This window comes from Paraburkholderia kururiensis, assembly GCF_034424375.1.
Lineage (GTDB): Bacteria > Pseudomonadota > Gammaproteobacteria > Burkholderiales > Burkholderiaceae > Paraburkholderia > Paraburkholderia kururiensis_A.
Genome location: NZ_CP139965.1, coordinates 488230 through 500695, shown reverse-complemented (window position 1 = coordinate 500695; position 12466 = coordinate 488230). Strand labels below are relative to the sequence as shown.

11 protein-coding genes are annotated in these 12466 nt (G+C 65.6%); 6 read left to right on the top strand and 5 right to left on the bottom strand.

Annotated features, from left to right (window positions below):
• Window positions 1-10 precede the first annotated feature (10 nt).
• From U0042_RS02300 to U0042_RS02290, 3 genes are all read right to left on the bottom strand, one after another.
• On the bottom strand, window positions 11-961 hold the full coding sequence (locus U0042_RS02300; RefSeq protein ID WP_114809681.1) for an NAD(P)-dependent methylenetetrahydromethanopterin dehydrogenase: 951 nt from the start codon (window positions 959-961) through the stop codon (window positions 11-13).
• Window positions 962-1021: 60 nt separating this feature from the next.
• Complete coding sequence (locus tag U0042_RS02295; protein WP_114809680.1) at window positions 1022-2056, bottom strand: beta-ribofuranosylaminobenzene 5'-phosphate synthase family protein; 1035 nt, start codon at window positions 2054-2056, stop codon at window positions 1022-1024.
• Between the two features lie 304 nt (window positions 2057-2360).
• Window positions 2361-2753: a 4a-hydroxytetrahydrobiopterin dehydratase gene (locus U0042_RS02290; protein ID WP_114809679.1), complete on the bottom strand. Its 393-nt coding sequence runs from the start codon at window positions 2751-2753 to the stop codon at window positions 2361-2363.
• Window positions 2754-3205: 452 nt separating this feature from the next.
• On the opposite strand from U0042_RS02290, the gene U0042_RS02285 reads away from it, so the two are divergent.
• The 6 genes from U0042_RS02285 to U0042_RS02260 all read left to right on the top strand — a co-directional run bounded on the left by U0042_RS02285 (window position 3206) and on the right by U0042_RS02260 (window position 8971).
• Window positions 3206-5032, top strand: a complete 1827-nt coding sequence (locus U0042_RS02285; protein ID WP_114809678.1) for a methanol/ethanol family PQQ-dependent dehydrogenase — start codon at window positions 3206-3208, stop codon at window positions 5030-5032.
• Window positions 5033-5267: 235 nt separating this feature from the next.
• Complete coding sequence (locus U0042_RS02280) at window positions 5268-5690, top strand: c-type cytochrome (RefSeq protein ID WP_026121428.1); 423 nt, start codon at window positions 5268-5270, stop codon at window positions 5688-5690.
• A gap of 44 nt (window positions 5691-5734) precedes the next feature.
• On the top strand, window positions 5735-6643 hold the full coding sequence (locus tag U0042_RS02275) for a substrate-binding domain-containing protein (RefSeq protein ID WP_114809677.1): 909 nt from the start codon (window positions 5735-5737) through the stop codon (window positions 6641-6643).
• Window positions 6640-7503, top strand: a complete 864-nt coding sequence (locus U0042_RS02270; protein WP_232833259.1) for a hypothetical protein — start codon at window positions 6640-6642, stop codon at window positions 7501-7503. The genes U0042_RS02275 and U0042_RS02270 overlap by 4 nt, the downstream gene beginning before the upstream one ends.
• A gap of 51 nt (window positions 7504-7554) precedes the next feature.
• Window positions 7555-7896, top strand: coding sequence for a carboxymuconolactone decarboxylase family protein (locus U0042_RS02265; RefSeq protein ID WP_419150486.1), 342 nt, complete (start codon window positions 7555-7557; stop codon window positions 7894-7896).
• A 79-nt stretch (window positions 7897-7975) separates the two neighbouring features.
• The gene (locus tag U0042_RS02260; protein WP_114809676.1) at window positions 7976-8971 is read left to right on the top strand and encodes a LysR family transcriptional regulator; all 996 of its coding nucleotides are present in this window, start codon (window positions 7976-7978) and stop codon (window positions 8969-8971) included.
• A 22-nt stretch (window positions 8972-8993) separates the two neighbouring features.
• Here U0042_RS02260 and U0042_RS02255 read toward each other — a convergent pair whose 3' ends face one another.
• Together U0042_RS02255 and U0042_RS02250 are read right to left on the bottom strand one after the other, a co-directional pair.
• Window positions 8994-11210 (bottom strand): glycoside hydrolase family 3 C-terminal domain-containing protein, encoded by a 2217-nt coding sequence (locus U0042_RS02255; RefSeq protein ID WP_114809675.1) that lies wholly within the window; start codon window positions 11208-11210, stop codon window positions 8994-8996.
• A gap of 262 nt (window positions 11211-11472) precedes the next feature.
• The gene (locus U0042_RS02250; RefSeq protein ID WP_114809674.1) at window positions 11473-12381 is read right to left on the bottom strand and encodes a LysR family transcriptional regulator; all 909 of its coding nucleotides are present in this window, start codon (window positions 12379-12381) and stop codon (window positions 11473-11475) included.
• Window positions 12382-12466: the final 85 nt, after the last annotated feature.

Sequence of the window (12466 nt, the reverse complement as noted above, 5' to 3'; positions counted from 1 at the left end):
AGCCGTGCGTTCAGCCCAGCTCGCCCGCTACCGCGCGGGCCTCGGCGAAGGCTTCGGGAAAACCCAGATAAACGGGCTTGCCCGCCGTGCGCATGCGCACGAACAGCCGGTGCTCCACCTGGTACTTCACGTTGCCGATGGCGAGCGCGCCGATGCCGATGGCGCCGTCCGCGGTCGTGCCCGGCGTGGATGCGCCCGGCGCGGACGCGAGCGGCTTGCCGTCGTTCATCACGTTGACGCCTGCGATGCCTTCGGGCGGCACGGCGTTGACGTCGGCGGCGATCAAGAGACGCTTCGCATGGCCCAGGTCTTCGGCGCTCACCACCTGAATGCCGGCAATGGCCGTGGCGAGCAGAATTTCGGTATCGGCCAGCGCCCGCCGCAGTGCTTGCGGCGTCGCGGTGGAAACGCCCGTGGTCTTGATGCCGAAGCGCTCGTTGATCTCGTCGCTCACGCGCGTAGCGCGCGCGGCGTCCACGTGGCTCGCGATGGCGACGTCCGCGCCCAGCGACGCAGCCATTGCCGCCGCCACGCGTCCCACCGCGCCGGTGCCGCCCGCAATCAGCACGCGCTTGCCGCCCAGCTCCATGCCGAATTCCTTGCGCAGATGCCGCTCCACGAGCGCGACGAGCGCGGCCGCCGTGGTGTACGAGCCGCTCGGGTCGGCGAACACGGAGACTTCGAACGGCGGCACCATCGCCTTGCGCGCGGTGTCGAGCATGTCGGCGGCGAGCATCACGTCGCGTCCGCCAATGAAGATGCCGGTGCGCGACACGCCTTTCGGGCCGCGCGAAAAGATGGCGTCCTGGGTCAGGTTCGTGACCATGGTGCCGTCCACGTTGCAGTACGGGACGATGACCTGGTAGCCGGCGTCGGCGGCCATGTTCACGTCGAACGGGCTCATTTGCGGCGTGGCCGTGAACATGTGCAGGATGTAGGGCCTTTCAATCGGGTCGGACATGGCAGCGGGCTCTTGGTAGTGGCGAATTCGGTGACGGGCTGCGCGGGCGAAGGGTTGTCGTCATGCCGCGTCCACGCGCGCTTGCCGCAGTTGTCGTGATTCGGCGGCGCGTACCGTGGCGCCGCGATTGCGTCCGCTCACGATCGCGCATTCGATGTGCGGCATGCCGCGCGTAGCGTCGCGCGCGGTGGCGAGCGCGAGTTCCGCTTCGCGCGCGGAGCCGACGATTGCGAAGCCCGTGGGCCCCCACGACGTTTGTCCGATGCCGGCGAGGCGTTCCGCGGCCACGGCGCGAACGGCGCGCTCCACGTCCGGGCTCGTGAACACGCCGCCTTGCACGGGCGCGAAGTATTCGCCGATGGTCTGTTGCATGTCCGTGACGCCGCGCGCGAACGGCGCGAAGTTGGCCTCGGCGGCGCCGGGCAGAATCTGCATCAGCACGACGTGACACAGGTGCGCCGCCAGCTCGCGCGGAAACGGCGCGAGCGCGGCCAGCCCGCGCCGTTCTTCCGCGCCGTGCAGGCCTTCGCGCGAATGATCGGTGACGAGCAGCACGCGCCAGCGCTCGGGAAACGGCTGGCGCGAGATCAACGGCGCAACGGCGTTGCGCGGCGGCTCACCTGGGCCCGCGTCGAGCAGCAGGCCGCCGGAATCGAAACCCAGCACGCCGATGCCCGAGCGCATGCCGCGTCCCAGCAGCGCGGCCAGTTCCGCGCTCGTCGCCTCGCAGCCGGCAAGGCGCACGAAGGCCGTACCCACGGCGAGCGCGAGCTGCGTGCCTGAGCCGAGGCCGGTATGTGCGCGCGGCGTGCGGCGCACGTGGATGGCAAGCGTGAGGGGTCCATAGGCGGCCTTCAAGCGTTCGAGACAGATGGCGATGCGTTCGCGTTCGGACTGCGTTGCCGTGCCTTCTATCTGTTCGTGTTCCGCATGCCGCGCCTCGATCTGCGTCCCTTCGCCCTCGATGACGAGCCCGAGACTGCCGAACGCGCGCCCGAGCGAGGCGCTCGGGTCCAGAAAGCCCAGATGCAGACGCGCGGGCGCATCGACCGTCACGCAGGCCTGGGGTGGAAGGCGGCGAATGTGAAGCGGCATCGCGGGTGTCCTGAGAGTGGTGGCTGGCGGCTTGCGACAGAGCGGCCGCGGATCTGTGGCCCGCGCCGCGCCCAGGGCTGGTGGCCGGCGCGGGCGCGGCGCGGCTGGGGACCCCCGAAGCAGAAGGCGTACCAGCGCGCTCGCGCCCGGCTGGCGCGGCGCGAGCGGCTGGCGGACGGCCGCGCAGGTGCGCTTGAGTGCGAGCTGCGCTCGACGCTTTGCGCCGGGCGAGGCGCACTATGTCACCTGGGTTCGAGCCTGGGTGACGTCACGCGAGCAGGTGCGCCGGGTGCCTCGGCCGCTATCAGGCTGGCGCCTTCGGCGCGTCGTACTTGATATAGCGGAAGCGCTGATCGTCGGCGGGCGTGCCTTCCAGCGGGCCGCCTTCCAATGCCGGCTGCCACTGGATGAACGACTCCATCTTTTCGGCCAGCGCAAAGTCCTTGTCCGTGATGCCCTTCGCGCTGTGCGTCTTCAGCTTCACGGTGACGAACGCATAGGAGACGGTGAGGTCCGGGTGGTGCCACGCCGCTTCCGCCAGATGCCCCACGGCGTTCACCACCATCAGCGTGCCCTTCCAGCCTTCGGTGCGGTACTTGCGCCTCAGCCAGCCGTCTTCCAGATACCAATGCTGCAGTGTGCCAACGAGGCGCTGCTGCACTTCGTCGTCGCTATAGACGTGCTCTTCCTTTGCCATGACGGTCGCTCCACGAGAGGGTGAACGGGCTGCTCCGGCAGCGGTGCAAGGGCCGCGCCACGATGCTTCGCGCATCGCGCCGGGACGTTGCGGCGGCGGCGCGCCGCACACGTATGCCGGAATTGACACAGTATGTGCCGCCCACTGCGTCGCAGTCAGACGAGCGCGTGACAGGCGCCGCTCCCTTCGCCGCGTTCTCTTCATGCGATATGAAGGCAACGCGGTCCGCGCCGCACGCAGCAGCGGCCTTGCCGCGCAGACCCTCTGTGCCACGGCGAAATAGCGCTCCATTTCCGGCATGGAATATGCGTCGAGCCGTCTCGCGTGATGAAGCCCGGCATCGATCGGGCGCACCGCATATCGTTACCCCCATCGAGAAGGCGCGCCGATGCGACCAGGTAGCGTGGGCCATTCTTGAGTTCAGTGAACAGCAAGACAATTCTGGAGGGGACATGAACTTACGCACCTTGGTTCTGGGGCTTGCCGTCGTAGCATCGGCGGCCCTGAGCTCTATCGCTGCAAATGCCGATCCGCAACTGGACGGACTGATCAAGAACCCTGCGAACTGGGCGGCTCAGGCCGGCGATTACTCCAATCACCGCTATAGCCCGCTCAAGCAGATCAATGAAAACAACGTGGGCAAGCTGCAGGTCGCGTGGACCATGTCCACCGGCGTGCTGCGCGGTCACGAAGGCTCGCCGCTCGTGATCGGCGACACGATGTACATCCACTCGCCGTTCCCGAACAAGGTCATCGCGATCAGCCTGAAGGACCAGACGTTCCTGTGGCAATACCAGCCCAAGCAGGACGATCAGGTGGTGTCCGTGATGTGCTGCGATACGGTGAACCGCGGCCTCGCCTACGGCGACGGCAAGATCTTCCTGCAACAGGCCGACACCAAGCTCGTCGCGCTGGACGCGAAGACGGGCGACGTCGTGTGGACGGCCACGAACGGCAATCCGAAAGCGGGCGAAACCAACACCAACGCGCCGCACGTATTCGGCGACAAGGTGCTGACCGGCATTTCGGGCGGCGAGTTCGGCGTGCGCGGCCGTCTCATTGCGTACGACATCAAGACCGGCAAGGTGGCCTGGACGGCCTACTCGACGGGCCCGGACAACGAGATCCTCGTGAACCCGGACAAGACGATGACGTGGTCCGACGGCAAGATGGTGCCGGTGGGCGCGGACTCGTCGTTGAAGAGCTGGAAGGGCGACCAGTGGAAGCTGGGCGGCGGCACGACCTGGGGCTGGTACTCGTGGGACCCGAAGCTGAACCTGGTTTACTACGGCACCGGCAACCCAGGCACGTGGAACCCGACGCAGCGGCCCGGCGACAACAAGTGGTCGCTCTCCATCTTCGCGCGCGACCTCAACACGGGCGAAGCGAAGTGGGTCTACCAGATGACGCCGCATGACGAGTGGGACTACGACGGCGTGAACGAAATGATCCTCGCGGATCTCACGATCGACGGCAAGAAGGTGCCCGCCATCGTTCACTTCGACCGTAACGGCTTCGGCTACACGCTGAACCGCGCCACGGGCCAGTTGCTGGTTGCGCAGAAGTTCGATCCGGCCGTGAACTGGGCCGACCGCGTGGACCTGAAGAGCGGCCTGCCGGTTCGCAACGTGGCGTACTCCACGCAGCAGGCCGGCGCGGATCATAACGTGAAGGGCATCTGCCCGGCAGCGCTCGGTTCGAAGGACCAGCAACCCGCGGCGTTCGATCCGTCCACGAGCCTCTTCCTCGTGCCGACCAACCACGTCTGTATGGACTACGAACCGTTTGACGTCGATTACGTGTCCGGCCAGCCGTATGTGGGCGCCACGCTGTCGATGTACCCGGGCCCGGGCGAGAACGGTGCGATGGGCAACTTCATCGCGTGGGATGCGGCGAAGGGCAAGATCGTCTGGTCGAAGCCGGAGCGTTTCTCGGTGTGGTCCGGCGCGCTGGCTACCGCAGGCGGCGTGGCGTTCTACGGCACGCTGGAAGGCTACATCAAGGCCGTGCGCATCAAGGACGGCAAGGAACTGTGGCGCTTCAAGACGCCCTCGGGAATTATCGGCAACGTGTTCACCTACCTCTACAACGGCAAGCAGTACGTGGGCGTCTATTCGGGCATTGGCGGCTGGGCCGGCATCGGCATGGCAGCGGGCCTGCAGAAGTCGACGGAAGGCTTGGGCGCGGTGGGTGGCTATCGTGAACTCGCGAAGTACACGGCGCTCGGCGGCACGCTCTTCGTGTTCGCGATTCCGGGCGGCGGCACGACGAGCGAGTAAGTGGCGCGCTTCAGCATGAAGTCGAAGTAAGACAGTGGAAGTGAATCAGTCGAAGTGAATCAGACCCGCGGGGCAGACCCCGCGGGCCACGAGCAAAGACGGGAAGCGGACGTCGCCGGCCTGCTGCGCAGCGGGCGGCCGGCGGCACGCCGCGAGAGCCGTACCCCATCACGACATCGAGCAGTTGCATGGACGGCTGCATCAAGGTGTTCGGAAAGAACCAGGAGACATACGCATGAAAGGAAGATCAATCTTGTTGCTGGCAGCGGTTTCTTCCGCAGCAGTCTTGCTACCGGTTGCATACGCCCAGAACAACAGTGTTCAGGTTGCCCAGGTGGCGTACAAGGTGGTGGACGGCAACAAGGTCGACAGCAACACGCTGCAGGGCTGGAAGACCTGGCGCGCGCTCGACTGCGAACGCTGTCACGGCGCACAGCAGCAGGGGCTCGTCGGACCGTCGCTCGTGGATGCGTTCAAGACGCTCGACAAGACCGAATTCCATCGCACCGTATTCGGCGGCCGCGTCGACAAAGGCATGCCCGACTTCAGTTCGAGCCAGATGATGCAGAAGAACTGGGAGAACCTCTACGCGTATCTGAAAGGGCGCTCGGACGGCCAGATCAAGCCCGGCGACCTGAAAGCCATCGATTCGAACTGACGGCCGCAAGACGGCGACCTCGTTTCTATTCACCGGAGGTTTCGATGCGTCATGGCAAACGGATGCCGCTGCACGCCGCGCTCACGGCGGCAGCCTTGTGTGGTGCCGCGCTCGCGAGCGCGGCGGTGCGTGCCGATGGGCCGGCGTTGCCCAACAACGACGGCGCGGACGGCGTGCTGAGAGTGTGCGCCGACCCGAACAACATGCCGCTCTCGAACAACAAGGGCGAAGGCTACGAAAACAAGATCGCGAGCCAGATGGCGAGCGACTTCGGCTACAAGCTCGAGTACACGTATTTCCCGCAGCGCATCGGCTTCGTGCGGCACACGCTGCGCGAGAAGGACGACGATACGGGCCGCTACAAATGCGATCTCATCATCGGCGTGCCGAAGGGGTATGACATGACCTCGACGACGCAGCCGTATCTGCATTCCACTTACGCGATGGTGTTCGCGAACCGGCCGGAACTGGCGAACATCCACACGCCGGACGACCTGCTCAAGCTGCCGCCCGACGAACTGCACAAGCTGCGCTTCGGCATCTTCACGCAGACGCCCGCGGTGGACTGGCTGCTTGCGCACAACCTGATCGACCAGGCCGTGTCGTACCAGGTGCAAAGCGGCGACCCGCAGAACTACCCCGGCGAAATGATCGAGCACGACCTGCGCGCGGGCAACGTGGACGTGGCGTTCCTGTGGGGGCCCATTGCGGGCTACTTCGCGAAGCGCGCCGGCGACACGGTGAAGATCGTGCCGTTCCCGGCCACGCCCGGCATCCGTTTCGACTACGAAATATCGATGGGCGTGCGTTACGGCGAAAAAGACTGGAAGGACAAGATCGACCAATGGATCGGCGCGCACCACGACAAGATCGACCAGATTCTCACGAGCTACGAAGTGCCGCTGCTCAAGCCTGCCGGCGCCCAGGCGGGCAACTCGACCACGTCGCCATGAGGGCGGCGCGAGTGGCGATGTCGCGCGCGTCGTTGCGTGCTTCGTGGCATGAGTTAGGGCGCGCCATCGGCGTTGCGGTGGTTCCCGCTGCGGTGGCGATAGCGGCCGTGTTCGCCGCGTCGCCTGTCACGTCGGCGAACGCGGCGCAGGCCGCCGCATCGGATCCCATCACGCCTGCGGAGCAGCTCATCTTCATGGCGGCGCACATGCAAGGCATCGCGCCGCAAACGGAACTCGACTACACGATGGCGAGCCCGGATGCGAAGCCGGCGGGCGAAGACCGCGTGCGCGTGCTGGTGACGAGCCCGAACAATGCGAAAGCCGACGCGCAGGTGTCGGACGGCACGGGCGCCGTGCCGCTGCCCAACAGCGGGCTGCAGTGCAACCCCGTGATTATCTATTTCCTCGAACGCGACATTGCGGAGATGGAGCGGCTCACGGGGGGCAAGAAGCGCTACTTCCAGCAGCGCCTGCGCCTCGCGCTGGCGGCGGGCCCCACCATCGAGACCGTAAGGCGCGAAGTGGACGGCAAGCCTGTCACGGCACAGCAGATCGTGGTACAGCCGTACCTCCACGATCCGAACGCGGCGCGTTTTCCCGAGTACACCGGCAAGCGCTACACGTTCCTGCTGGCCTCCGCGGTGCCGGGGCGAGTCGTGCAGATTCGCTCCGAAGTGCCGGGGGCCAATAACGACTTCGCGCATCCGGTGCGTGTGGAGACGCTCAGTTATCAGGCGGAAGTGCGCAAGCTGGCGCCGGCTCCCGGCGCACCGGCGAGCGGCCCGATCAATGCACCCACCGGCGCGCCTGCCAAGCCGCAGGCCAACGCACCGGCCGATGCGACGCACGCCAGCCGCTGACGCGGCGGCGCGCGCCACGGCTCCACTGAACGCTTACTGGAAAGGTCTCGCATGCTGATCGACACGAAGGACTATGCAGCGAAGCTCACCGCCGCGCTCGGCGCGCTGGGCAACACGGTGCCCGCCACGCTCGCGGGCTTCGAGGCGCTGGACGGCGCCGCGGCTCGCAAGGGCGTGCTCGATGCGAAGACGCGCGAGCTGATCGCGCTCGCCGTGGCCGTCACCACGCGCTGCGACGGCTGCATCACCGTGCACAGCGCCGCGGCTGCGAAGGCGGGCGCGACGAAGGACGAAGTGGCCGAAGCGCTTTCGGTGGCCATGGCGCTCAACGCGGGCGCCGCGCTCGTCTATTCGGCCCGCGCATTCGACGCCTTCGATCAGCAGGGCGGTTGAATCCCCGGGCTGGTCCGCGGGTTGATCCGCTCGCCGCCATTCATCCACTGTTTCACGTCTCGCAGCGGACGGTATCGTCGTGAATTTCGTTCGTTCGCTGACCTTGCGTCAGCTGCAGATCTTTCTCGTGGCGAGCCGCTACGCGAGTTTCGCGCGCGCGGCCGAAGAACTGCATCTCACGCAGCCTGCCGTTTCGATGCAGATTCGCCAGCTGGAAGAAACGGTCGGCCTGCCGCTCTTCGAACGTATCGCGCGCAAGCTCGCGCTGACGGAAGCCGGCGAGAAGCTCACGCATCACGCGAGCCGCATTCTCGGCGCCATCAAAGACGCCGAAGACACGATGACCTCGCTCAAGCAGGCCGACAGCGGGTCGATTGCCGTGGGCATCGTGAGTTCGGCCACGTACTTCGCGCCGAAACTGCTCGCGCTCTTTTCGCATCGCTACCCGAAGGTGGACGTCAACTTTTCGGTGGGTAATCGCGATGCGCTGCTGCGCATGCTGCAAGACAACGCCATCGACCTCGCCATCATGGGTCGTCCGCCCGCGGAACTCGACGTGGTGACGGAGCCGCTCGCCTACCATCCGCAGGTCATCATCGCGCCGCTCTCGCATCCCCTCTGCGAAGCGCGGCGCTTCGACCTGCAGGAGCTGCGCGGCGACACGTTCCTGTTGCGCGAGCCCGGCTCTGGCACACGCATGGCCGCGGAAGAAATGTTCCGCAAGCACCTCTTCACGCCGCGCAAGGTCGTGACGCTCGGCAGCAACGAAACGATCAAGCAGGCGGTGATGGCGGGCATGGGCGTGAGCCTCATCTCGCTGCACACGCTCGCGCTGGAATTGCGCACGCGGGAAGTGGCGACGCTCGACGTGAACGGCACACCGATCGAGCGCACCTGGCATGTCGTGCATCTGCGTTCGAAACAGCTTTCGCCGACCTGCACGGTGTTTCGTCATTTCCTGCTGGAGCACGCGGCGCAATGGCTCGAACGCGAATTCGCGCCGCTCTCGCCCTTCACGTCCTTCACGAACGCGCCGGCGAAACCGCCGGCGCGTGTGAAGTCGGAAGAAGCGTAGCCGCCGCGTTATTCCGCTGCGCTTACCGGCTCTGCAGGCGGATGTCGCGCGACGAAGCGCCCACGTACACGGCGCTGCCCGGCACGTACTTCCACTTGTTGCCCGACGTGTCCCAGATGCTCTGGAAGCGTTCCGGAATCACGACGTTCACCTGACGTGCCTCGCCCGGGTTCAGGTAGACCTTGTGCCAGCCTACGAGGCGCTTCGGCGGCTCGCCGTTGTAGTTGACGCCCAGATACACCTGCGGCACTTCCGCGCCCGCCATATGGCCGTCGTTCTTCACGGTGAAGCTCGCAATGAGCGTATGGTCAGGCGCCTTGCGCACCGAGAGGCCCGAGTACGAGAAGTGCGTGTACGAAAGGCCATAGCCGAACTCGAAGAGCGGGGTGATGTTCTTCGCGTCGTACCAGCGGTAGCCCATGTCGAGCTTCTCGGCGTACACCGGATCGTTCGGGAACGTGCCGTCCTGGCCCCACGTCGGCGTGTCCTGATCGCGCGCGGGGAACGTGACGGGCAGCTTGCCCGACGGATTCACCTTGCCGAACAGCACGTTCGCAATGGCCTGGCCGCCGCCTTCGCCCGGATACCACGCTTCCACGATAGCCTGCACCTGGTCCTTCCACGGCATCAGCACCGGGTTGCCGCTTTCGATCACGACGATGGTGTGCGGGTTCGCCTTCGCCACGGCTTCCACGAGCTGATCCTGATTCGACGGATTGCTGAGCGCGAGGCTCTGCAGTTCGCCGAAGTCCTCACCCGAAGGCTGCGTGACGACAACGATCGCGACGTCGGACTGCGCTGCCAGCGTCGTCGCCTGATCGATTTCCTGCTGCGTATAGGCCCGGAACGGCGACTGCTGATCGCTGTTGCCCGCGAAGCTGACCTGCGCCGTGGGGGCGAGCTGCTGGATCGCCTTCACGATGGGCACGTTGAGCGTGATCCACGGGTTGGGCCACCAGTTGCAGCCCGTCGACGTGCCGAACGTGAGCCCGCCGCAGCCTGCGAACGCGCCCGTCACCGGATGACGCGTATCGCCGGAACCACCGCCCGTGATGACCGCTGCGTCCGCGTGACCGCCGATCACCGCGATGCGCTTGAGGCTCGCAGCCGCAAGCGGCAACTGTGCGTTGTCGTTCTTGAGCAGCACGAGCGACTGTTCCTCGGCCGCCTGCGTGAACGCCGTGGCCGCGGGGAAGTCGATTGCGCCGCCGGCTTTGGGCGGATCGTCCATGATGCCGGTGCGGATCATCACGTAGAGCTTGCGGCGAACCATGTCGTCCAGACGCGCCTCGGTGATCTGATGGCTCTGCAGCGCCTGGCGAACGAGCGCGGGCGTGAGGTAGACGGTCGGGCCCACGTCCTCTTCTTCATCCAGACCCGCGTTGATGGCGGGCGCGGTGCTGTGCGCCGCACCCCAGTCGGACTGCACCTGGCCCTGGAAGCCCCACTCGTTCTTCAGCACGTCGGTGAGCACGTGCGGGTTCTCGCACGCGTAGGTGCCGTTGATGCGGTTGTAGCTGCACATCACGTTGCCGGGACGCCCTGCGCGCGCCGCAATTTCGAACGGCAGCAGATAGAGTTCGCGCAACGTGCGCTCGTCGATCGTGTCGTTGCCGCCCATGCGGTTGTGTTCCTGCTCGTTGCCCACGTAGTGCTTGATCGTGGCGATCACCTTGCTGTTCTGCGTGGCGATGGTGCGTGAGGCGAGCATTTCGCCTGCAAGCACAGGGTCTTCGCCGAGGTACTCGAACATGCGGCCGCCGCGTGCCTCGCGTGCGAGGTTGGTGCCGCCGCCCAGGCCCATGCCGAAGCCCTGGGCGCGCAGCTGTTTCGCGATCTGCGCGCCGAAGGCGTAGGCAAGGTGACGGTCCCAGCTTGCGGCTAACGCGATGGTGGCGGGGAACGTGGTGCTGGGTAGCTGCGTGCTGCCGGAACCCGTGGCCGAGTCGACCATGTTGAGGTCAGGAATGCCGAGGCGCGGCACGCCCTGGATGAAGCCCGCACCGCCGTTCGGCACGTCGCTCATCTGATACTTCGAGTGAATGAGCTGAAGCTTTTCGTCGAGCGTCAGTTGCTTGAGCAGAACTTCGGCGCGCCAGTGCGCACCGTTGTCGGCGATTGCTGCGGGAAACGATGCGGTGAACGGATTCGTTGCGATGTCGAAGTCGTTCTGGCCCGCGTGGGCGCCAGCGGTCGTCATCGCCAACAGCAGGGCCATTGGCCAACGTTTGACCTGCATGTCTCTCTCCATGAGTGTGAACTACGGTGGTACCGATCACACCGATCCGGCTCGTATCCGGACAACCCTTCGAGACGCGAGACAGTACCGGCGACGTTGATGCCCCGTGAATCGCGACAGTGCCGCAGCGCTTTTATGCGTGCAGCCCGTGGCGGCCGGCGATGTGGCTACGGCATTTCATGTAGCCAAACTCCGTGTTTACTCATGGTATGGAAGTAAGCTCACTACAGGCTCACTACGTGCTCGGGGTTTACCCGGCGCGTCAGGTACGAAGATCCGGGTGAGCGTGGGCGAGGTCGGTCACCCATTCCGTGAAGGCACGAATGCGCGAATTGAGGTTCTGCCGATGCGGGTAAAGAATGGAAAGCGGTGTGGAAGGGCAAGGGCAATCGGTCAGTATTTCCCGAAGGCGCCCCTGCGCGATCAGTTCCGTCACCATGAAGCGCGAGGGCTGGATGATGCCGTAGCCTTCCACGCCCGCGGCGATATACGCGGACCCGTCGTTCACGGCGAGCAGGCTTTCCATCTGCACGGTGACGGTCTCGTCGTTCTTCAGGAATTCGAAAGGAAATGTGCGGCCCGTGCTGGACGATACGTAGTTCACCGCGCGATGTTGCGCGAGGTCTTCGAGCGTAGCCGGCGTGCCGTATTCCTCGAGATAGGCGGGCGATGCACACACCACCATGCGCGCACTGCCGATGCGCCGCGCCACGAGGCTCGACTCTTCGAGCGAGCCCATGCGGATCACGCAGTCCACACCGTCCTGAATCATGTCGATGTTGCGGTCCGAGAGTCCGAGCCGCAGGTTGATGTGCGGATACGCGTGGTAGAACTGCCCGAGCGCCGGAATCAGCAAGGTGCGCGCAATGGTGCCGGAGGTATCCACGCGCACGGTTCCCGTGGGGCTGGACCGCTTGTTCGAGAGCGACGATTCGGCGTCCGATATCTCCGCGAGAATGCGCACGCAGCGCTCGTAGTACTGCGCGCCGTCTTCGGTCACGCTGACCGAACGCGTGGTGCGATTGAGCAGGCGCACGCCCACATGTTCTTCGAGCGAGCGGATCAGATTGCTCACGGTGCCGCGCGGCAGGTCCAGCATGTCGGCCGTTTTCGAAAAGCTGTTGGTCTCGACGACGCGGGTAAAAATTTCCATGGCCTGGAGACGATCCATGCAGGGGCTCCTCGACGGTGAGTGGGTGCGTGATGGTGGGGTCCGCCTTGCATGCCGTGCAGCGAACGGACGCGCACATTGTACG